21 protein-coding genes are annotated in these 19,816 nt (G+C 66.0%); 18 read left to right on the top strand and 3 right to left on the bottom strand.

Annotated features, from left to right (window positions below; translation table 11 throughout):
• Window positions 1-60 precede the first annotated feature (60 nt).
• The 18 genes from H6B51_RS09720 (at window position 61) to H6B51_RS09635 (ending at window position 16,186) form a co-directional block, all read left to right on the top strand.
• Window positions 61-318: a TM1266 family iron-only hydrogenase system putative regulator gene (locus H6B51_RS09720; RefSeq protein ID WP_204883494.1), complete on the top strand. Its 258-nt coding sequence runs from the start codon at window positions 61-63 to the stop codon at window positions 316-318.
• Complete coding sequence (gene hydE, locus H6B51_RS09715; RefSeq protein WP_204883493.1) at window positions 311-1,348, top strand: [FeFe] hydrogenase H-cluster radical SAM maturase HydE; 1,038 nt, start codon at window positions 311-313, stop codon at window positions 1,346-1,348. The genes H6B51_RS09720 and hydE overlap by 8 nt, the downstream gene beginning before the upstream one ends.
• A gap of 93 nt (window positions 1,349-1,441) precedes the next feature.
• Window positions 1,442-2,860: a [FeFe] hydrogenase H-cluster radical SAM maturase HydG gene (gene hydG / locus H6B51_RS09710; RefSeq protein WP_204883492.1), complete on the top strand. Its 1,419-nt coding sequence runs from the start codon at window positions 1,442-1,444 to the stop codon at window positions 2,858-2,860.
• A 74-nt stretch (window positions 2,861-2,934) separates the two neighbouring features.
• On the top strand, window positions 2,935-4,137 hold the full coding sequence (gene hydF / locus H6B51_RS09705) for a [FeFe] hydrogenase H-cluster maturation GTPase HydF (RefSeq protein WP_204883491.1): 1,203 nt from the start codon (window positions 2,935-2,937) through the stop codon (window positions 4,135-4,137).
• Between the two features lie 282 nt (window positions 4,138-4,419).
• A complete protein-coding gene (locus tag H6B51_RS09700; protein WP_204883490.1) occupies window positions 4,420-5,490 on the top strand; it encodes a 1-propanol dehydrogenase PduQ in 1,071 nt (356 codons plus the stop codon).
• Window positions 5,490-6,905 (top strand): ethanolamine ammonia-lyase reactivating factor EutA, encoded by a 1,416-nt coding sequence (locus H6B51_RS09695; RefSeq protein WP_204883489.1) that lies wholly within the window; start codon window positions 5,490-5,492, stop codon window positions 6,903-6,905. The genes H6B51_RS09700 and H6B51_RS09695 overlap by 1 nt, the downstream gene beginning before the upstream one ends.
• 189 nt (window positions 6,906-7,094) lie before the next feature.
• The gene (locus H6B51_RS09690; RefSeq protein WP_204883488.1) at window positions 7,095-8,459 is read left to right on the top strand and encodes an ethanolamine ammonia-lyase subunit EutB; all 1,365 of its coding nucleotides are present in this window, start codon (window positions 7,095-7,097) and stop codon (window positions 8,457-8,459) included.
• Window positions 8,460-8,472: 13 nt separating this feature from the next.
• Entirely contained in the window at window positions 8,473-9,348 is an 876-nt protein-coding gene (gene eutC, locus H6B51_RS09685; protein ID WP_204883487.1) for an ethanolamine ammonia-lyase subunit EutC, read from the top strand.
• 4 nt (window positions 9,349-9,352) lie between these two features.
• On the top strand, window positions 9,353-10,006 hold the full coding sequence (gene eutL, locus H6B51_RS09680; protein ID WP_204883486.1) for an ethanolamine utilization microcompartment protein EutL: 654 nt from the start codon (window positions 9,353-9,355) through the stop codon (window positions 10,004-10,006).
• A gap of 80 nt (window positions 10,007-10,086) precedes the next feature.
• The gene (locus tag H6B51_RS09675; protein WP_204883485.1) at window positions 10,087-11,550 is read left to right on the top strand and encodes an acetaldehyde dehydrogenase (acetylating); all 1,464 of its coding nucleotides are present in this window, start codon (window positions 10,087-10,089) and stop codon (window positions 11,548-11,550) included.
• Between the two features lie 308 nt (window positions 11,551-11,858).
• Window positions 11,859-12,149 carry a BMC domain-containing protein gene (locus tag H6B51_RS09670; RefSeq protein ID WP_204883506.1) on the top strand — a complete coding sequence of 97 codons (291 nt, stop codon included), beginning with the start codon at window positions 11,859-11,861 and terminating at the stop codon, window positions 12,147-12,149.
• Complete coding sequence (locus H6B51_RS09665) at window positions 12,150-12,878, top strand: ATP-binding protein (RefSeq protein WP_204883484.1); 729 nt, start codon at window positions 12,150-12,152, stop codon at window positions 12,876-12,878.
• Window positions 12,865-13,488 carry a phosphate propanoyltransferase gene (pduL, locus tag H6B51_RS09660; RefSeq protein WP_204883483.1) on the top strand — a complete coding sequence of 208 codons (624 nt, stop codon included), beginning with the start codon at window positions 12,865-12,867 and terminating at the stop codon, window positions 13,486-13,488. The genes H6B51_RS09665 and pduL overlap by 14 nt, the downstream gene beginning before the upstream one ends.
• Entirely contained in the window at window positions 13,485-13,757 is a 273-nt protein-coding gene (locus H6B51_RS09655) for a hypothetical protein (RefSeq protein ID WP_204883482.1), read from the top strand. The genes pduL and H6B51_RS09655 overlap by 4 nt, the downstream gene beginning before the upstream one ends.
• Window positions 13,732-13,962, top strand: coding sequence for a EutN/CcmL family microcompartment protein (locus H6B51_RS09650; RefSeq protein ID WP_204883481.1), 231 nt, complete (start codon window positions 13,732-13,734; stop codon window positions 13,960-13,962). The genes H6B51_RS09655 and H6B51_RS09650 overlap by 26 nt, the downstream gene beginning before the upstream one ends.
• Window positions 13,963-13,983: 21 nt before the next feature.
• Window positions 13,984-15,069, top strand: coding sequence for an ethanolamine utilization protein EutH (gene eutH, locus H6B51_RS09645; RefSeq protein WP_204883480.1), 1,086 nt, complete (start codon window positions 13,984-13,986; stop codon window positions 15,067-15,069).
• The gene (locus tag H6B51_RS09640) at window positions 15,062-15,478 is read left to right on the top strand and encodes a cupin domain-containing protein (RefSeq protein WP_204883479.1); all 417 of its coding nucleotides are present in this window, start codon (window positions 15,062-15,064) and stop codon (window positions 15,476-15,478) included. The genes eutH and H6B51_RS09640 overlap by 8 nt, the downstream gene beginning before the upstream one ends.
• A gap of 96 nt (window positions 15,479-15,574) precedes the next feature.
• Window positions 15,575-16,186: a single-stranded DNA-binding protein gene (locus H6B51_RS09635; protein ID WP_204883478.1), complete on the top strand. Its 612-nt coding sequence runs from the start codon at window positions 15,575-15,577 to the stop codon at window positions 16,184-16,186.
• A gap of 100 nt (window positions 16,187-16,286) precedes the next feature.
• On the opposite strand, the gene H6B51_RS09630 is transcribed toward H6B51_RS09635, so the two are convergent.
• The 3 genes from H6B51_RS09630 to H6B51_RS09620 form a co-directional block, all read right to left on the bottom strand.
• Complete coding sequence (locus H6B51_RS09630; RefSeq protein ID WP_204883477.1) at window positions 16,287-17,558, bottom strand: amidohydrolase family protein; 1,272 nt, start codon at window positions 17,556-17,558, stop codon at window positions 16,287-16,289.
• Between the two features lie 22 nt (window positions 17,559-17,580).
• A complete protein-coding gene (locus H6B51_RS09625; RefSeq protein WP_204883476.1) occupies window positions 17,581-18,939 on the bottom strand; it encodes a TraB/GumN family protein in 1,359 nt (452 codons plus the stop codon).
• A 38-nt stretch (window positions 18,940-18,977) separates the two neighbouring features.
• Window positions 18,978-19,816: ATP-binding protein (locus H6B51_RS09620; protein WP_204883475.1), on the bottom strand; the 839-nt coding region annotated here is incomplete at its 5' end.

The following is a 19,816-nucleotide window of genomic DNA, read 5'->3' as shown; positions in this document are numbered from 1 at the left end:
CGGGGGCGCCATTTGTCATTTTCCGGCTCTTCCGCGAACCAAATGAAAGGAGACGTTACTATGGAAGAAAATCGCGTGGCCCTGCTGGGTCTGGTGGTGGAAAACCCCGAATCGGTGGAGGAGCTCAACAGCCTGCTCCACCAGTACAAGGATTATATCATCGGCCGGATGGGTCTGCCCTACCGGGAGCGGAAGGTGAACATCATCTCCATCGTCCTGGACGCCCCCGCCGACGCCATCAGCGCCCTGTCCGGCAAGGCCGGGATGCTGCCCGGCGTCAGCTGCAAGGCGGTGTACTCCAAGCTGTCCGATGCGTGAGCTGCTGGACAAGCTGTGCCGGGACCGGCGGCTGAGCCGGGAGGAATGGCGTCAGCTGCTGGCCCACCGGCACAGCCTGGACCGGCAGGCCCTCTTTGACCGGGCGGCGGCGGAGCGCCGGGCCTGGTTCGGAGACCGGGTCTACGTCCGGGGGCTCATCGAGTGCTCCAACATCTGCAAAAACAACTGCCTGTACTGCGGCATCCGGCGGGACAACCGCCGGGTGCCCCGGTACCGGCTGGACCGGGATACCATCCTGGCCTGCTGTGAGAAGGGCTACGGCTGGGGGTTCCGCACCTTCGTGCTCCAGGGGGGCGAGGACCCGGGACTCACGCCGGAGTGGGTGGCAGAGACGGTGGCGGCCATCAAGGCCCGCTGGCCGGACTGCGCCATTACCCTCTCCCTGGGGGAGTTTGACCGGGCGGTCTATCAGCTGTGGTTTGACGCCGGGGCTGACCGCTACCTGTTGCGGCACGAGACGGCGGACGCCGCCCACTACGGCAGGCTCCACCCGCCGGAGCTTACCCTGGCCCACCGGCTGGACTGTTTGCGGGCCCTGAAGGACATCGGCTACCAGGTGGGAGCGGGTATGATGGTGGGCTCCCCCGGCCAGAGTGCCGATACCCTGGCGGAGGACTTCTGTTTTTTGCAGGACTTCCGGCCCCACATGGTGGGCCTGGGGCCCTTTATCCCCCAGAAGGACACCCCCCTGGCGGGGGAACCGGCGGGCACCCTGGAGGACACCCTGATCCTGCTGGCCCTGGTGCGGCTCACCCTGCCAAAGGTGCTGCTGCCCGCCACCACCGCCCTGGGCACCATCCACCCCCAGGGCCGGGAGCTGGGCATCCTGGCGGGGGCCAACGTGGTGATGCCCAACCTGTCCCCGCCGGACACCAGGGACAAGTACACCCTATATGACAATAAGCTGTCCACCGGGGCCGAGGCCGCCGAGCATCTGGCCGGCCTGAAACAGCGGCTGGCTGCCATCGGCTGTACCGTGGCCGTGGCCCGGGGGGACGCGCCCCAATAGAGAGAAAATACTGACGGGGAAGCGGGGAGGCGGGCCGATGGGGACATCGGCCCCTACATCCTGGGCTGACCCAAAAGAAAGGAAGTTGTTCCCATGTACGACCCCAGATCCAGAAAAGCGGAAGAATTCATCGACCACCAGGAGATCCTGGACTCCCTGGCCTACGCCGACGCCCACAAAAAGGATGCAGCTGTGATTGACGCCATTCTGGAAAAGGCCAGGCTCCGCAAGGGCCTGAGCCACCGGGAGGCCTCGGTGCTGCTGGCCTGTGAGCTGGAGGACAAGAATCAGGAGATTTTCACCCTGGCCAAGCAGATCAAGCAGGATTTCTACGGGGACCGCATCGTCATGTTTGCTCCCCTGTATCTGTCCAACTACTGCGTCAACGGCTGTCTCTACTGCCCCTATCACGCCAAGAACAAGCACATCCCCCGGAAAAAGCTCACCCAGGAGGAGATCCGCTCGGAGGTCATCGCCCTCCAGGACATGGGCCACAAGCGGCTGGCCCTGGAGGCCGGGGAGGACCCGGTGAACAACCCTCTGGAGTACATCCTGGAGTCCATCAAGACCATCTATTCCATCAAGCACAAGAACGGGGCCATCCGCCGGGTGAACGTGAACATCGCCGCCACCACCGTGGAGGACTACCGGAAGCTGAAGGAGGCCGGCATCGGCACCTACATCCTCTTCCAGGAGACCTACCACAAGGAGAGCTATGAAAAGCTCCATCCCACCGGCCCCAAGAGCAACTACGCCTACCACACCGAGGCCCACGACCGGGCCATGGAGGGGGGCATCGACGACGTGGGCCTGGGGGTGCTCTTTGGCCTGGAGCTCTACCGGTACGAGTTTGCCGGGCTGCTCATGCACGCCGAGCACCTGGAGGCGGCGTTCGGGGTGGGCCCCCACACCATCAGCGTGCCCCGGGTGTGCCCCGCCGACGACATCGACCCCAACGCCTTTGACAACGGCATCTCTGACGAGATTTTTGAGAAAATCGTGGCCTGCATCCGGGTGGCCGTGCCCTACACCGGCATGATCATCTCCACCCGGGAGAGCCAGAAGGTGCGGGAGCGGGTGCTGGACCTGGGCATCTCCCAGATCTCCGGCGGGTCCCGCACCAGCGTGGGCGGCTACGTGGAGAAGGAGCCCGAGGCGGAGTCCTCCGCCCAGTTCGACGTGTCCGACACCCGCACCCTGGACCAGGTGGTGCGGTGGCTCATGGAGCTGGGGTATGTGCCCTCCTTCTGCACCGCCTGCTACCGGGAGGGACGCACCGGCGACCGGTTCATGTCCCTGTGCAAGGCGGGGCAGATCCAGAACTGCTGCCTGCCCAACGCCCTGATGACGCTGAAAGAATACCTGATGGACTATGCCGCCCCCGAGACCAGAGAGGCCGGGGAGAAGGTCATCGCCCAGCAGGTGGAGTATATTACCAATCCCAAGGTCAAGGAGATCGTGGCCCAGCGCCTGGAGAAGATCGCCCAGGGCGAGCGGGATTTCCGGTTCTGATACTACCTTGATTGTTCGCAACGGGGCGGCCCTGGGGCCGCCCTGTCTGCTATCCGCATAAGGAGGTCTTATCCATGAGTCTGAATGCCACCCCCGCCGGCGAGCGGGTCCACATCGCCTTTTTTGGCCGGCGGAACGCCGGCAAGTCCAGCCTGGTCAATGCCTTCACCGGCCAGGACCTGGCCATCGTGTCCGACGTGAAGGGAACCACCACCGATCCGGTGTACAAGGCCATGGAGCTGCTGCCCCTGGGGCCGGTGCAGATCATCGACACCCCCGGCATTGACGACGAGGGCGCGCTGGGGGAGCTGCGGGTGAAAAAGACCCGGCAGGTGCTCAACAAGACCGATCTGGCCATTCTGGTGGCCGATTCCACCGCCCCTCTGGGCCAGGCGGAGGAGGAGCTGCTCTCCCTCATCAAAGATAAGGGCATCCCCTACCTGCTGGCCTGGAACAAGGCCGACCTGCTGGATTCTGTGCCGGAGGAGGGGGAGAACACCCTGTGGGTCAGCGCCCTCACCGGCCTGCACATCCACGAGCTGAAGGAGAAGGCCGCCGCTCTGGCGGGGCAGGAGGGCCCCAAACGGCCCCTCATCGCCGACCTGCTCCAGCCCGGGGATACGGTGGTGCTGGTGGTGCCCATCGACAAGGCCGCCCCCAAGGGCCGGCTCATCCTCCCCCAGCAGCAGACCATCCGGGACGTGCTGGAGGCGGGAGCTGCCGCCCTGGTGTGCCGGGATACTGAGCTGGCCCTCACCCTGGCGGGGCTGCCCAAGTCACCTAAGCTGGTGGTCACCGACAGCCAGGCCTTTGCCAAGGTGGCCAGGATCGTGCCCCGGGAGGTGCCTCTCACCTCCTTCTCCATCCTCATGGCCCGGTACAAGGGAGATCTGGCCCTCACCGTGGAGGGTGCCAAGGCCCTCCACAGCCTGAAGGACGGGGACAAGGTGCTCGTTGCCGAGGGCTGCACCCACCACCGCCAGTGTGAGGACATCGGCACGGTGAAGCTGCCCCGGTGGGTGCGGGAGGCCACGGGGGTGGAGCCGGAGTTCGTGTTCTGTTCCGGCCGGGAGTACCCGGAGGACCTGAGCCCCTACAAAATGGTCATCCACTGCGGCGGCTGCACCCTGGGGGAGCGGGAGATGAAGTACCGCCAGCGCACCGCCGCCGACCAGCACATCCCCATCACCAATTACGGAATCCTCATTGCCGCCATCAACGGCATTTTGTACCGCACCCTGGAGCCCTTCCCTGACATGGCCCATCTGCTGCCCTGAGACTGTCAAAAAAGTGGCCAAAGCCACTTTTTTGACAGTAAAGCCGCCGGGCGCTGTCGAAAGACAGCGCCCGGCGGCTTGTTTTTTGAACAGAGAGGTAAAGAGAGAGGAGAATGTGTGTCATTGGTACCTGACGCTGTTATCATAACCTGTTTTGCCCTTCGGTTGGTGAATGAACTGTGAACAGAACCTGAAGGAATCGTAAAGACTTGTGACAGATTTGTATATTCGCCGCCGCCGCCGCCATACTAAGGCCATCAAGGAAGAAACAGGGGGGCCGCTATGGAGCGATTTGAACTGAAAACGGCGGTGGTCTTTGGGGCCGGCGCTCTGGAGGCGCTGGACGGGCTGGCGGGGCGGCGGGTGCTGGTGGTGACCGACCGGTTCCTGGCCCAATCCGGCCTGCTGGACCAGGTGCTGGCCAGGTTGGGGAGCTGTACGGTGGAGACCTTCACCCAGGTGGTGCCCGACCCGCCCCTGGAGGTGGTGGCAAAGGGTGTGAGACAGGTGGAGGAATTCCGGCCTGATGTGCTGGTGGCCTTTGGGGGCGGCTCCGCCCTGGACTGCGCCAAGGCCATGGCCCACTTCTCTCCCCAGTCCCCGCCCCTGTGGGCCATTCCCACCACCGCCGGTACAGGGTCGGAGGTCACCTCCTTTGCCGTTCTTACCGACAGCGAGAAGGGGGTGAAGTACCCCCTGGTGGACGACAGCCTGTTGCCCGCCCTGGCCGTGCTGGAGCCCTCCTTTTTGGAGGGAGTGCCCCCGGCGGTGACGGCGGACACCGGCATGGACGTGCTCACCCACGCCGCCGAGGCCTGGGTGGCCCGGGGGGCCAACCCCTACACCGACGCCCTGGCGGAAAAGGCCTTCACCCTGGCCTATGGAAACCTGCCCGCCGCCTTTGGCGGGGATCGGGAGGCCAAGGCCAATATGCTGCTGGCCTCCAACCTGGCGGGGCTGGCCTTTAACGGGGCGGGGCTGGGGCTGTGCCACGGCCTGGCCCATGCGCTTGGAGGGAGGTATCACATACCCCACGGGCGGCTCAACGCCCTGCTCCTCTCCCATGTGATCCGGTTCAACGCCGCGGAAGAAAAGACCGCCAAGAAGTATGGCAGGCTGGCCAAAGCCTGCGGCCTGGCCCCCACCTGGCGGACCCTGGCCGCTGGCCTGGACCGGCTGCGGAGCCAGCTGAAACTGCCGGTAAAGCTTACCGCCTGCGGAGTGGAGGGGAAGATATTTAAGGCCGACGCCGACGCCATCGCCGCCTCCGCCCTGGCCGACCGCTGCACCCCGGCCAATCCCAGAGCCGTCACTGCCGACGACGTGAAGGCCATTCTGAAGGAGCTGGCCTGATGGGGGAGCAGCTGTTATCGGTAGGCATCGACATCGGCACCTCTACCACCCAGTTGATCCTGTCCCGGCTGACCCTGGAAAACCGGGCCGCACCCTTTACCGTGCCCAGGGTGGCCATCTCCGACCGGCAGGTGCTCTACCGCTCGGACATCCACTTTACCCCCCTGCTGTCCGACACGGTGATCGACGCCGCCGGGGTACGGGACATTGTGGCAGAGGAATACCGGAAGTCCGGCTTCTCCCCCCACCAGGTGGACACCGGTGCGGTCATCATCACCGGGGAGACCGCCCGGAAGGAAAACGCCCGGGAGGTGCTCTCCGCCCTGTCGGAATTTGCCGGGGATTTTGTGGTGGCCACCGCCGGGCCCGATCTGGAGTCCATCCTGGCAGCCCGGGGAGCGGGTGTGGATGAATACTCCAGGGAGCATCATACAACGATATTACACTTTGACATCGGCGGAGGCACCGCCAACCTGGCCCAATACGCCCACGGAGAGCTGATTGCCACCGGCTGCCTGGACGTGGGCGGGCGGCTCATCAAGATCAACCGGGACAGCGGGCTGGTGGACTACGTGTCACCGGTGCTTGCCCGGGCCGGTTGCCAGGCTCCGGCGGTGGGAGAGCCCTGTACGCCGGAGGGTTTGCGGCCCGTCATTCAGACCATGGTGGAGGCCCTGGAGCAGGCGGCGGGGCTGCGCCCCGGCCGGGACAGGCTGGACGCCTTTCTTACCGCCGGCACCAGCTGGACGCCGGAGCCGGTAGGCGTGGTGTCCTTCTCCGGAGGCGTGGCTGATTGCATCGACAATCCGCCGGAAAACTGGCTGGCCTATGGGGACCTGGGGGTGCTGCTGGGCCGGGCCATCGCCGCCTCCCCGGCCTTTCAACGGGTAGACCGGTACCGGGGGGCGGAGACCATCCGGGCCACGGTGGTGGGAGCGGGCAGCCACGCCACCGACCTGTCGGGCTCCACCATTTTCTACCGGGACGTGAAGTTTCCGCTGAAAAACATCCCCATACTCAAGCTCACCGCCCGGGAGGAAACCGGCTCGGCGGAGGAATTGGCGGCGGCCATCCGGGACAAACTGAGCTGGTACGCCGACCAGGGGGGACTGGTCCAGACCGCCCTGGCCCTCCGGGGAGAGAAAAACCCCACCTATGACCGGGTCCGGACCCTGGCCCAGGGGGTGGCGGCGGGGCTGCGCCCCTTGATGGATGGCGGGTTTCTTCCCATCGTGGCGGTGGAGGCCGACCAGGCCAAGGCCCTGGGCCAGGCCATGGCCTCCCTGGTGTCCGGCCCTCTCCTCTGCCTGGACGGGGTGGGGATGGACAACGGGGACTATCTGGACATCGGCGCCCCGGTGGCCGGGGGAAGTGTATTACCCATCGTTATCAAAACTATAGCGTTTCACAAATAGGAGTGTGATCCGCACAACCTTCCCCCCACAGGGGGGAAGGTGCCCCCGTGCGCACACTGGGGCGGATGAGGGGGCGCGGGGTACCATAGGCCCCCTCATCAGTCAGCCCTTTGGGCTGCCAGCTTCCCCCCTGTGGAGGGAAGCTCTGGGGCCGGGTCAGTTCAATAGCCTGAGAGAAGGAGCGATCACATGATACTCAAGACCAAGCTGCTGGGGCACGTCTACCAATTCAAATCGGTAAAGGACGCCCTGGCCAAAGCCAACGAGGAGAAGTCGGGGGACCGGCTGGCGGGCATCGCCGCCGAGAACGCCGAGGAGCGGGTGGCGGCCAAGGTGGTGGTGGCCAACCTCACCCTGGCCGACCTGCGGAACCACCCCGCCGTCCCCTACGAGGAGGACGAGGTCACCCGCATCATCCAGGACGACGTAAACGAGAAGATCTACGACCAGATCAAAAACTGGACGGTATCCGAGCTGCGGGAGTGGATCCTGGCGGAGAACCACGACGGGGACGCCATCCGGTGGGTGAGCCGGGGGCTGACGGCGGAGATGATCGCCGCCGCCACCAAGCTGATGAGCAACATGGACCTCATCTACGCCGCCAAGAAGATCCGGGTCACCGCCCACTGCAACACCACCATCGGCCTGCCGGGCACCCTGTCCTGCCGCCTCCAGCCCAACCACCCCACCGACGACCCCGACGGCATCCTGGCCTCCCTGCTGGAGGGCCTGACCTACGGGGCGGGCGACGCGGTGCTGGGGCTCAACCCGGTGGACGATTCGGTGGAAAGTGTGCGCCGGGTGCTGGACCGGTTCCATGAGGTGCGCAACCGCTGGAACATCCCCACCCAGATCTGCGTGCTGGCCCACGTCACCACCCAGATGGAGGCGGTGCGCAAGGGCGCCCCCTGCGATCTCATCTTCCAGTCTATCGCCGGGTCCCAGAAGGGCAATGAGGCCTTCGGCCTGGACGGCAGGCTCATCGAGGAGGCCCGGCAGCTGGCCCTCCGCGAGGGCACCGCCGTGGGGCCCAACGTGATGTACTTCGAGACCGGCCAGGGCTCTGAGCTGTCCTCCGAGGCCCACTTCGACGCCGACCAGGTGGTGATGGAGGCCCGGTGCTACGGCTTTGCCAAGCGGTTCCAGCCCTTCCTGGTCAACACGGTGGTGGGCTTCATCGGGCCGGAATATCTCTACAATTCCAAGCAGGTCATCCGGGCCGGGCTGGAGGATCACTTCATGGGCAAGCTCACCGGCATCCCCATGGGGTGCGACGCCTGCTACACCAACCACATGAAGGCCGATCAGAACGACATCGAGGACCTGGCCGTACTGCTCACCGCCGCCGGGTGCAACTACTTTATGGGCATCCCCCACGGGGACGACGTGATGCTCAACTACCAGACCACCGGCTTCCACGAGACCGCCGCCCTGCGGGAGATCTTCGGGCTCACCGCCATCCCCCCCTTCCAGCGGTGGCTGGAGGACATGGGCTTTGTGGAGAACGGCAAGCTGACGGCATTGGCGGGGGACGCCTCGGTGCTGCTGGGGTAAGGAGGTTTTGACTTTGGATGAAAGAGAACTGCGCGCTCTGGTAGAGCGGATGGTGCGGGAGCTGGCGGGAGAGGGACCGGTGAAAACCGCCGCTGCCCCCCGCCGCCCCTCCACGGAGGTCTCCGACGGCTGCCTGGAGGATATCACCCAGACTGATCTGCGGGGGCAGTATCTGGTGGAACATCCCCGGAACGGCCAGGCCTTTCAGGAATTGAAGCGGAAAACCCCCGCCCGGCTGGGGCTGGGGCGGGCGGGAGCCCGGTACCGAACCCTGTCCATGCTGCGGATGCGGGCCGATCACGCCGCCGCCCAGGATTCGGTTTTCTCTCATGTACCAGATGAGTTTGCCGCTCAAAACGGCTTCACCCCCGTCCAGACCCTGTGCCAGACCAAGGATGAGTATCTCACCCGGCCCGACCGGGGCCGCCGGTTTGACGAGCAGAATCAGACCGTCATCCAAAAGACCTTCGGGCGCAATCCGAAAATCGCCCTGGTGGTGGGGGACGGCCTGTCCTCCGCCGCCATCGAGGCCAACGCCGTGGATTGCCTGAAGGCGGTGGAGGCGGGGCTGAAGGCCTACGGTTTGGAGGGCGGCCCGGTGCTCTATGTGAAGTACTGCCGGGTGGGGGCCTCCGACCACATTGGCGATCTCACCGGGGCGGAGGTAGTGTGTATGCTGGTTGGTGAGCGGCCGGGGCTGGTGACCGCCGAGTCCATGTCCGCCTACCTGACCTACAAGCCCCACATCGGCATCCCTGAGTCCAAGCGGACGGTGATCTCCAACATCCACAAGGGGGGCACCACCGCCGTAGAGGCCGGAGCCCACATTGCGGAGCTCATCAAGACCATGCTGGACAAGAAGGCCAGCGGCATTGATTTGAAGGGGTGAGGATATGACAGACGATCTGATCCCGGCCAAGGTACTGGCCACCCGCACCATCGCCAACGTGAGCGAGACCCTGGCGGACAAGCTGGGCCTGCCCCGGGGCTACCGCTCCATCGGCCTCATCACCGCCGACTGCGACGACGTGACCTACTGCGCCCTGGACGAGGCCACCAAGGCGGCGGTGGTGGAGGTGGTGTACGGCAAATCCCTGTACGCCGGGTCGGCCAATGCCTCCACCGCCCTGGCGGGTGAGGTCATCGGCATCCTGGCCGGGCCCAACCCGGCGGAGGTCCAGTCCGGCCTGCGGGCCTGCGTGGACTTCATCCACAGCGGAGCGGGATTTCGTTCCGCCAACGCCGACGACTCGGTGGTATATTTTGCCCACACCGTGTCCCGGACGGGGACCTACCTGTCCAGGACGGCAGGGGTAAAGGAGGGGCAGGCCCTGGCCTATCTCATTGCCCCGCCCCTGGAGGCCATGGTGGGGCTGGACGAGGCCATGAAGGCCGCAGACGTGGAGCTGGCGGCTCTCTTTGAGCCTCCCAGCGAGACCAACTTCGGCGGCGGGCTGCTCACCGGCACCCAGAGCGCCTGCAACGCCGCCTGCGCCGCCTTTGCCGAGGCGGTGAAGGCGGTGGCCGCCCGGCCCAGGGAGGTCTGACGGCAAAACCCGGGCGACCGCAGGTCGCCCCTACGCCAACCCTGTGCAGGGGCGGCCTGTGGCCGCCCGCACGGAAAGGAGTGACTTATTTGGACAAAGATCTGCGCTCCATTCAGGAGGTACGGGAGCTGCTGACCCAGGCCCGCCAGGCCCAGCGGGCCCTGGAGGTCATGACCCAGGCCCAGCTGGACGCCATCACGGCGGCCATCTCCCGGGCGGGAGCGGAGCACGCCAAGCGCCTGGGCTCCATGGCGGCGGAGGAGACCGGATTTGGCAGGCCGGAGGACAAGGAGATCAAAAACCGCTTCGCAGCGGTGACCCTGTACGAGGCCATCCGCGATCAAAAGACCCACGGGATCCTCCACGAGGACAAGGAACACCGGACGGTGGACATCGGCGTGCCGGTGGGCATCGTGGCCGGGCTGGTACCCTCCACCAACCCCACCTCCACGGTAATCTACAAGGCCATGATCTGCTTGAAGGGGGGCAATCCTATCATTTTCTCCCCCCACCCCAGCGCCCTGAACTGCATTTTGGAGACAGTGCGGGTGATTCGCCAGGCGGCGGAGGAGGCGGGGGCCCCGGCGGGAGCCATCGCCTGTATTTCCACCCCCACCATGGAGGCCACCGGAGAGCTGATGCGCCACCCCTATACCCGGCTCATCCTGGCTACCGGCGGAGCGGCCATGGTCAAGGCGGCCTACTCCTCCGGTACCCCCGCCATCGGGGTGGGGGCGGGCAACGGCCCGGCCTATATCCACCACACCGCCAATGTGGAGCTGGCAGTCAAGCGGATCCTGGACTCCAAGACCTTTGACAACGGCACCATCTGCGCCAGCGAGCAGAGCGTCATTATGGAGGAGCGGATGGAGGGGGCGGTAAAGGCCGCCCTCCGGGCTCAGGGGGCCTACCTGCTGGACGAGGGGGAGACCCGCCAGCTCTCCGGCTTCATCCTGCGGGCCAACGGCACCATGAATCCGGCCATCGTGGGTAAGAGCGTGGAGACCATCGCCAAGCTGGCGGGGCTCACCCGGGTGCCCCCCACCGCCCGGGTACTGGTGGCCAGGGAGACCGGGGTGGGCAAGGGCCATCCCTACTCCAGCGAGAAGCTGGGGCCCATCCTGGGCTGCTATGTGGAGAGCGACGAGGAGGCCGTTCTCCGCCGGTGCGTGGAGATTCTGGAGTGGGAGGGGGCGGGCCACACCTTCTCCATTCACACCCAGGACGAGGGGGTGGCCAAGAAATTCGCCGCCGTCGTTCCCGCCAGCCGGGTGCTGGTGAACACCCCCGCCGCCCTGGGGGGCATCGGAGCCACCACCTGCCTGTTCCCCGCCCTTACCCTGGGCTGCGGGGCGGTGGGGGGCTCCTCCTCCTCCAACAACATCGGTCCTCTGGATCTCATCAACATCAAGCGGGTGGCCTGGGGCGTGAAGGAGCTGGAGGAGCTGCGGGGGAGCGCCGCCGCCCGGAGCTCGGCCCAGGCAGCGGTGACCACGGACCTGGATGAGCTGGTCAGCCAGATCCTGCGGAGGCTGCGGGTATGAGCGAGGTAAACGCCGACGGGGTGCTGCTCAACCCCCAGGAGGCCATTTTGCAGGAGGCCCAGGCCCTGACCAACGGCCTGCTGGCCCCTTCGCCGGAAGGGCTGGAAGAGGACATGGAACACCCGGTGACCGCCGGCAACGGGGAAGCCGCCGGAACAGCGGGGGGCGCCCCTCATCTGCCGGTGGCCGGGACGCCCCGGCAGACTTCCAAAAAGAAGGCCCGGCCCGGCCAGGACAAAGCACATCCGCCGGCATCCGCCCCACCGGCGGAGCCGGAACCACAGAACACTGACAGGAGGAAACAGAACATGGCAAATACCAACGCACTGGGTATGGTGGAGACAAAAGGATTGGTGGGGGCTATCGAGGCCGCCGACGCCATGGTGAAGGCCGCCAACGTCCAGCTGGTAGGCAAGGAGCAGGTGGGAGGCGGTCTGGTGACCGTCATGGTCCGGGGGGACGTGGGAGCGGTGAATGCCGCCACCGACGCCGGGGCTGCCGCCGCCGAGAAGGTGGGGGAGCTGATCTCCGTCCACGTGATCCCCCGGCCTCACGCCGAGGTGGACCACATCCTGCCCCACGGAGGAGAGAGCGAATAAATGAAGCTGCTCACCCGGGAGGACGTGCGCCGGATGTCGGATAACGGCACCCGGGGGCCGGTGGTGGTGAACCGGGGGGAGGTGCTCACCCCCGGGGCCCGGGACTGGCTGGCCGCCCACAAGATCCAGGCGGTGTATCCCCAGGGGCAGGAGGAGGCCGACTTGGGGCGACAGGATCGGGCCCAGTACCGCACCCTGTTCGGCGCCACCCTCCACGAAAAGCCGGAGCACATGACCCACCTGCGGGGCAATGTCCTGGTGCCTAAGGACCACCCCCGCATCGCCTTCCGGGGGATGATCGACGCCCTGGAGGGGGAGATCCTGCTGACCCAGCAGGCGGCGGCGGACTATCCCACCCTGGTAGAGGAGCTGGAGGAAGTGCTGGCCTTTGTGCGTAACTTCATCCGGTGCGATGTGCTGGAGGAACCCCTGGGGGAGATCAAACTGTGCGGCTACACGGCAGACCAGCTGCGGGAGTATTCCCACTATCCGGACAAGCACCTGAATCAGCCCCACTTCCTGCCCAGCCACACCGATGGGGCCGCCCTGCTGGCGGTAAACAAGCTGCGCACCCTGGCCCGGCGCACCGAGCTGGCGGCTTACGCCGCGTTCAAGGACGCCGACGGAGCGGTGACCCGGGGGGATATCATTTTGGGGCTCAACCGGCTGTCCTCCCTGCTGTGGATCATGATGATCAAGCTGAAAGGGGGACAATATGAACGTTGTTGATGCCAGACCGCTGGAGCTGCTGGCGGAAGAGATCGTCCGCCGTCTGACAGTGGAGGTGGAGGCCAGCGGCCGCCACGTCCACCTGAGCCGGGCCCATGTGGAGGCCCTGTTCGGCCCCGGCTTTCAGCTCACCCCGGTGAAAGAGCTGTCCCAGCCCGGGCAGTACGCCTGCGCCCAGCGGGTGACCCTGGAGGGCCCCCGGGGGTCCATCCCCAACGTGGTGGTGCTGGGCCCCGAGCGGGGGGAGAGCCAGGTAGAGATCTCCCTTACCGACGGGGTGACCCTGGGGGTGACCCCGCCGGTGCGGCTGTCCGGAGACATCCAGGGTACCCCTGGGATCGTCCTGCGCAATGGAGACCGGTCGGTGGTGCTGGACCACGGGCTCATTGCCGCCAAAAGCCACATTCACCTGACCCCCGCCGACGCCGCCCGGTTTGGGGTAGCTCAGGGTCAGACCGTGCGGCTCAAGTGTCTTACCAACCGGCCCGTGACCCTGGAGGCGGTGGAGGTGCGCATCTCCAAGGAGTTTGCCCCCGCCGCCCATATTGATTACGATGAAGCAAATGCCTGCGGGTTTCGGAAGGGCGACCGGGGGCTGATCCTGCCGTGACCTTTTATTGGCGGGGGCGGGGGCTGGTGATCACCTGGCTGCCGGTGGATGCCATGGGCCGCCTGGCGGCGCTGGCCCCCCAAACCCCCGCCGAGGCGGAGGTGGTGGCCGCCCTGCTGGCGGGGGCCAGGGTGATTTTGGACCGGCGGGGGCTGGAGTACCGGCGGTACCGGGCCACCGCCCCCATGGGAATTTACCGCCGCTGCGTCTCTCTGGAGCGGCGGCTGAGGGAGATGGGGATCTGTGTTGCTGGGACAGGTGGCCGGTAAGGTATGGGCCACCAAAAAAGCCCCCCACCTGACCGGCCAGACCTTTCTGACGGTGGCGGTGGGGAAGGACCTGCTGGTGTGCGCCGACTGCGTGGGGGCGGGGGAGGGGGAGACCGTCCTTGTAGCCACCGGCTCGGCCGCCCGGGTAGCTGCCGGGGACCATGTGCCGGTGGACGCCGCCATCATCGGCATCATCGACCCATAAGGGAGAGAAAGGGGACAGAGTATGTCCATCAACGAGATCATCGTCTATCTGATGGTGCTGTTCATGGCCCTGGGGGCCATCGACCGCATCATTGGCAACCGGTTCGGGTTGGGCGAGAAATTTGAGGAGGGCATCATGGCGGCGGGCTCCCTGGCCCTGGCCATGGTGGGCATCATCTGCCTGGCCCCGGTGCTGGCCGACCTGCTGCGGCCGGTGGTGGTGCCCTTCTATCAGTTCCTGGGGGCCGACCCGGCCATGTTTGCCGGCACCCTCCTGGCCAACGACATGGGGGGCGCCCCTCTGGCCCAGGAGCTGGCCCTTACCCCCCAGGCGGGCCAGTTTGGCGGCCTCATCGTGGGGGCCATGCTGGGGCCCACCATCGTGTTCACCATCCCGGTAGGCCTGGGCATCATCCGGCCTGAGGATCGGCCCGCCCTGGCCACCGGCGTGCTGGCGGGGGTCATCACCATCCCCATCGGCAGCTTTGTGGGGGGGCTCATCGCCGGGTTCCCGGTGGGCATGGTGGTGCGCAACCTGCTGCCCATCGTGCTCTTTGCCGTCCTCATCGCCCTGGGGCTGGCCTTTGTGCCGTCGGGCATGGTGAAGGGGTTCCAGATCTTCGGTAAGGTCATTGTGGTCATCATCACCATTGGCCTGGCGGCGGCCATCATCGAAAAGCTGACCCCTCTCACCCCCATTGAGGGCCTGAATCCCATTGAGGAGGGCATTGCCATCGTGGGGGACATCGCCATCGTGCTGGCGGGAGCCTTTCCTCTGGTGTATGTCATCACCAAGGTGTTCCGCAAGCCCCTGATGAAGCTGGGGAGCCTGCTGGGCATGAACGACGTGGCGGCGGCTGGGCTGGTGGCTACCCTGGCCAACAACATCCCCATGTTCCAGATGCTCCACGACATGGACCGCCGGGGCAAGATCATCAACGTGGCCTTCGCCGTGTCGGCGGCTTTTGTGTTCGGAGACCACCTGGGCTTTACCGCCGGGTTCGACTCCTCCATGATCTTCCCCATGATCGTGGGGAAGCTGGTGGGGGGCGTCACCGCCGTGGCGGTGGCCATGTTTTTGACCCGGAAGGAGGAACGCCATGGATAAGCATCAGATGGAGGCCGTCATCCGCCAGGTGCTGGCGGAGCATCTGGCCGGAGGCGTGACGGCGGTGCCGGTGCCGCAACTGCAGGTCACCGAGGCCCACCGGATGGATACCGGCAATCCGGGGGACCGGGTATACACCCGGGACCTGTTTTCCCTGGAGCAATCCCCCCGGTTGGGGGCAGGCATTATGGAGATGACCGACACCACCTTCCCCTGGACCCTGAATTATGACGAGATGGACTACGTGGTGGAGGGGCGGCTGGATATCCTCATCAACGGCCAGAGGGTCTCCGCCGGGCCGGGGGAGCTGATCTATATCCCCAAGGGGAGCGAGATCCACTTCTCGGTCACCGGCCACGCCCGGTTCCTCTATTTCGTCTACCCCGCCGACTGGCAGAGCCAGCAGTAGGAAAGGCCGCTCCGGCGGCCTTACATAAATTGGAATGGACTGGGACAAACCTGCATATAGTGCCACAGAGAACCTGAAACAGGAGCGTGGTAACGTATGCAGACAGGATGGAATGAAAATCGGGCCCTGCTCCGGGGGACGGCGGCGGCCGATCCGGTGTGGTCCCATGAGACTCACGGGGTGGTGTATGACACCTTTCCCTTGCATGTACAGCGTCTGTCGGGGAGTATTGACTGCCTGAACGTGATCGTCCCCAAGTCCATGCTGGCGGACAACCCGGTGACGGCGGGAATGCCGGTGGAGGTGGAGGGGGAGGTGCGCTCCTTCAACAACCGCACCGGCATAGGCAGCCGGCTGGTCATCACCCTCCACGCCAAGACCCTCCGCCGGGGGGAGGGGCCCAACGAGAACCGGCTCACCCTGGCGGGAGTGTTGTGTAAGCCGCCGGTGCTCCGCCGCACTCCTCTGGGCCGGGAGATCTGTGATCTGATGGTGGCGGTGAACCGGCGGTATGGCCGGGCGGATTACTTACCCTGCATCACCTGGGGGGCTTTGGCCCGGTGCTGCGGAGAGCTGGAGGTGGGAGATGGGGTGCGGCTGGAGGGCCGCCTCCAGAGCCGGGATTACACCAAGCAGGAAAACGGCCAGTCCAGCCAGCGCACCGCTTTCGAGGTGTCGGTAATGCGGCTGGAGGGAGTGGTGGAGTAGTCCACGGAGATTTGCCGGAGAGATTCTGGCGGTCGCCTGCCGGCGGCAGGGAATTGACGCAAAAAGGGCCTGTTGCGAAATACCGCAACAGGCCCTTGGTTTAAAGGGAGGGGAAGGGACGGGGCGTCAGGGCTCCGGCGCAGTAGCGGGCGGCAATGTTCCGGCTGTCCCCGTGGTAGAGGAACTGCTCCAGCCGCTCCAGAGGGGCGCGCTCCACCAGGGCGTCCAGGGGGTCCGGCTCCACCACCAGAGCGTCAAAGCTGTACCCCGGCAGGAAGGCTCCCGCCCGGCCGAAAAACCGGCCAGGCCCGTGGGTGGCCAGATAGAAGGCGGTGGCCAGGGGGAGGGGAGGCGCCTCCGGGCTGTTCAGCCGGCGGAGCTTGGAGGTCTGGACGGCGGAGGTAATGGAGGATGTCATGGCGGCGGTATTGCCTCCGGCCACGTCGCTGGCAATGCAGCAGTCCAGACCCAGGGCCAGGTTGTCCGCCAGGGGCATGATCCCGCTGGACAGATTGGCGTTGGACAGGGGACAGTGGGCCAGGGTGACTTTCCGCTCTTTCAGCAGGGCCTTTTCTCCGGGGGACAGGTGGATGGCATGGGCCATGATGGTCTTGCCCTGCCGCAGCAGGCCGAACCGGTCATAGACCTCCGTGTAGGTGGGGATGTCCGGGTGGAGCCGGGCCACCCAGTCCACCTCGCTGAGGTTTTCCGACAGGTGGGACTGGACGGGTAGGTCGTACTGCTCCCCCAGCCGCCCCAGCCCCTCCATCAGTGCCGGAGAGGTGGAGGGGACAAACCGGGGGGTGAGGATGAACCCGGTGTGGTTCAGCTCCGCCCGGGCCCGGCAGATCAGCTCCTCGGTGTCCGCCAGGGAGGCCGCCGTGTCCTCCCGCAGGCTGTCAGGGGAATTGCGGTCCATGTTCACCTTGCCGATGAGCCCCCGGAGGCCGGAGGCCTCGGACAGCTCCATCAGCTTCCAGGCGGCCTCCTTATGGACGGTGACAAAGGCGGAAAACCGCAGGGTGCCCACTTCCCACAGGTGGTTCAGCAAGTGCTTCCACACGGTTTCGGCAAAGGAGAGGTCGGCAAACAGGGCCTCGGTGGGGAAGGTGTAGCGCTCCAGCCAGGGCAGCAGCTCCAGGTCGTAGCCGATGCCCCGGTTGAGGATCTGGGGTGCGTGGAGGTGGAGATCGGTGAAGGCGGGGAGGATGAGGGCGCTGCCGTAGTCGGTCACCGGCTGGCCCCGGTACTGAGGGGGCAGCACGTCGTACAGCCCCACAATGGTCTCCCCATCGCCTACAAGGTAGGCCCCCTCCCGTACCTCCGCCTGATCCGGCGCGGGGGTGTGGACAACATTGCCTTTGAGGATCATGGGGCCCTCCTTTCTCTGTGGGTCAGGGCATCAGTTCCACGGTGTAGCCCAGAGCCCGGAGACCAGACACAATGCCGCCGGGGTCCACCATGTGGCCTGCCCCCACCGCCATAAAGAAGGTGTGGCTGCCTTCGGTTTCCAGATAGTCCGCGGCGGCCTGGATCATGCCCGGGTCCCGTTCGGTGAACAGCTTGGAGTTGAGCTCGTCGTCGCTGTTGAGGACGGCCTCCTTGTCGTAGACCGCCCCAAAGGCCTCCGGGTCACGGGCCTTCCAGGCGGCGAACATGGCGGCCAGCATCTCCTCCTGCTCCTGGGCGGCCTGCTCGATCTCCGGGGAAGTCTCCCCGCCCAGGGCCATCTCGTAGACCGACAGGGTAGAGTCCAGGTAAAGCTCCTGATACTCCGGGGACAGGCCGTCAAAAATGCCCCCCTGGAAGGCGTAGGTCTCCACAGCCGCGATGTCCTTGCCGCTGTTCACCGCCAGGGCATTCACATAGGAGTCGATGGCCATGGAGTTGGCGCCGGTGGTGTCGTCCATCATGGACAGGGTGGAGAAGGTGGAGGCCAGGGCCCAGGGCTTGTAAGCGTCCAGACCGTTGGGGCCCATCCCCAGAGCCTCCGACGCCGCCTGGACCCGCTGGTAGAGCTCCGGGCTGATGTGATCGGCCAGGGTGGTGCCGTCGGAATAGGTCTGGAGGGACTGGAGCAGGGCAATGCCCTCCTGGTCATTGAGGTCCAGCTCAAAGATCACGGTCTCGGAGGTGGTGATGGCCTCCCGAACCGACTTGTGGAGGGGATAGACGTTGTCCCGGTCCAGGTGGATGGTGCCCAGCAGGTAGAGGGTGTTCTCCCCGTTGGTGGCCTTCCACAGCAGGCCCCGGGAGCCGGCGTCCAGGCTGTCATACACCGCCAGGATCAGCCGGTTGGCCATGACCATGGCCTCCTGATAGGTGCAGGTGCGCTCCAGGGCCAGACTGGTGCCGTCTCCCTTTACCACGCCCAGACCGGTGAGAAAGCCCTGGGGCCCCTCGTCAATACCGGGCAGCACATAGGCGGCGGCCGCCTGGTACAGGGCGTTCATCACGCCGCCCCGGGTGGTGTCCACCACATAGCCCACGGCGTCGGCGGTGCGCTGGTCCAGCTCCAGCAGGGCCAGCTTGTTGGCCACCACGTCGGTCATGGCCTCCAGCTGCTCCAGGGTCACCGGGTCCTGGATGTAGGTGGTGTAGTTGTCGTCTACCAGGCCCAGGGCGTAGCTGTCGGCCAGCTGGTCCACCGCCCAGAGGGAGGGCAGCTGGGGTTCGGCGGCCAGGGTGGGCAGGGCCAGCAGGGCGGCGGCCAGCAGACCGGCCACCAGTTTTTTCAGCGGGTTGCGTTTCATGGTCATGCTCCTTTCATGGATGGGGCGTGGCGGAAGGGTCAGGCCAGACTCAGGCTGGCGATGTACTGCTTGGCGGTTCTGGGCGTCCGGCCCGGGTGCCGCATCTCCCAGCGGTCGGCGCCGGTGCGCAGGGCCTGGCGGTCCATGGTGATGCCGTGCTGGACGGCCATCTGCTCCACCAGATCCAGAAATTCCGCCTTGTTCAGGGCCAGATAGGGGATGCGCAGGCCGAACCGCTCGGCCAGGGAGGTCTTTTCCTGGATGGTCTCGCTGGCGTCCACCTCGTCCCCCGCCCGGTCGGAGAAGGTCTGCCGCACCAGGTGGCGGCGGTTGGAGGTGGCGTAGATGGCCACATTGGCGGGACGGCGCTCCAGGCCGCCCTCCAGGATGGTCTTCATGACGGAGTAGGTGGTGTCGTCCTGGTCGAAGGCCAGATCGTCGATGAACAGGATGAACTTCAGCCGCCGGCCCCCCAGGGTGCGGATGAGCCGGGGCAGATCGGCCAGGCCCTCCTTCTGCACCTCGATGAGCCGCAGATCCTCAAACCCGGGCAGGGCCAGCAGGCTCTTCACCGTGGCCGACTTGCCGGTGCCGCTCTCCCCGAAGAGGAGCACGTTGTTCACGTGGTGGCCCTCCAGCATGGCCCGGGTGTTGGCGATGACCTGATCCCGCTGGAGCCGGTAGCCCAGCATCTCGTCGGCGGCGGGGCAGTCGGGCTGCTCCACCGGGAAGAGCTGGCCGTCCTCCCACAGGAAGGCGCTGCCCCGGGCGAAGAGGCCGGAGCCGTGGGTGCGGTAAAAGTCGGTGAGCCCCTCAAAGGTGAAGGGGCAGCCGGCGGGCCACCGGGGCAGGGTGTCCAGCACCGGGGCGCAGGGGG

This window comes from Pseudoflavonifractor phocaeensis, assembly GCF_016901955.1.
GTDB lineage: Bacteria > Bacillota > Clostridia > Oscillospirales > Oscillospiraceae > Flavonifractor > Flavonifractor phocaeensis_A.
The sequence above is the reverse complement of the archived record's forward strand: the minus strand, read 5'-3'. Positions and strand labels throughout refer to the sequence as shown.

Excerpts from the sequence above, each read along its gene's own strand:
- H6B51_RS09720 (WP_204883494.1), top strand. The coding sequence starts at position 61 with ATGGAAGAAAATCGCGTGGCCCTGCTGGGTCTGGTGGTGGAAAACCCC.
- hydE (WP_204883493.1), top strand. The coding sequence starts at position 311 with ATGCGTGAGCTGCTGGACAAGCTGTGCCGGGACCGGCGGCTGAGCCGG.
- hydG (WP_204883492.1), top strand. The coding sequence starts at position 1,442 with ATGTACGACCCCAGATCCAGAAAAGCGGAAGAATTCATCGACCACCAG.
- hydF (WP_204883491.1), top strand. The coding sequence starts at position 2,935 with ATGAGTCTGAATGCCACCCCCGCCGGCGAGCGGGTCCACATCGCCTTT.
- H6B51_RS09700 (WP_204883490.1), top strand. The coding sequence starts at position 4,420 with ATGGAGCGATTTGAACTGAAAACGGCGGTGGTCTTTGGGGCCGGCGCT.
- H6B51_RS09695 (WP_204883489.1), top strand. The coding sequence starts at position 5,490 with ATGGGGGAGCAGCTGTTATCGGTAGGCATCGACATCGGCACCTCTACC.
- H6B51_RS09690 (WP_204883488.1), top strand. The coding sequence starts at position 7,095 with ATGATACTCAAGACCAAGCTGCTGGGGCACGTCTACCAATTCAAATCG.
- eutL (WP_204883486.1), top strand. The coding sequence starts at position 9,353 with ATGACAGACGATCTGATCCCGGCCAAGGTACTGGCCACCCGCACCATC.
- H6B51_RS09670 (WP_204883506.1), top strand. The coding sequence starts at position 11,859 with ATGGCAAATACCAACGCACTGGGTATGGTGGAGACAAAAGGATTGGTG.
- H6B51_RS09665 (WP_204883484.1), top strand. The coding sequence starts at position 12,150 with ATGAAGCTGCTCACCCGGGAGGACGTGCGCCGGATGTCGGATAACGGC.
- pduL (WP_204883483.1), top strand. The coding sequence starts at position 12,865 with ATGAACGTTGTTGATGCCAGACCGCTGGAGCTGCTGGCGGAAGAGATC.
- eutH (WP_204883480.1), top strand. The coding sequence starts at position 13,984 with ATGTCCATCAACGAGATCATCGTCTATCTGATGGTGCTGTTCATGGCC.
- H6B51_RS09640 (WP_204883479.1), top strand. The coding sequence starts at position 15,062 with ATGGATAAGCATCAGATGGAGGCCGTCATCCGCCAGGTGCTGGCGGAG.
- H6B51_RS09635 (WP_204883478.1), top strand. The coding sequence starts at position 15,575 with ATGCAGACAGGATGGAATGAAAATCGGGCCCTGCTCCGGGGGACGGCG.
- H6B51_RS09630 (WP_204883477.1), bottom strand. The coding sequence starts at position 17,558 with ATGATCCTCAAAGGCAATGTTGTCCACACCCCCGCGCCGGATCAGGCG.
- H6B51_RS09625 (WP_204883476.1), bottom strand. The coding sequence starts at position 18,939 with ATGAAACGCAACCCGCTGAAAAAACTGGTGGCCGGTCTGCTGGCCGCC.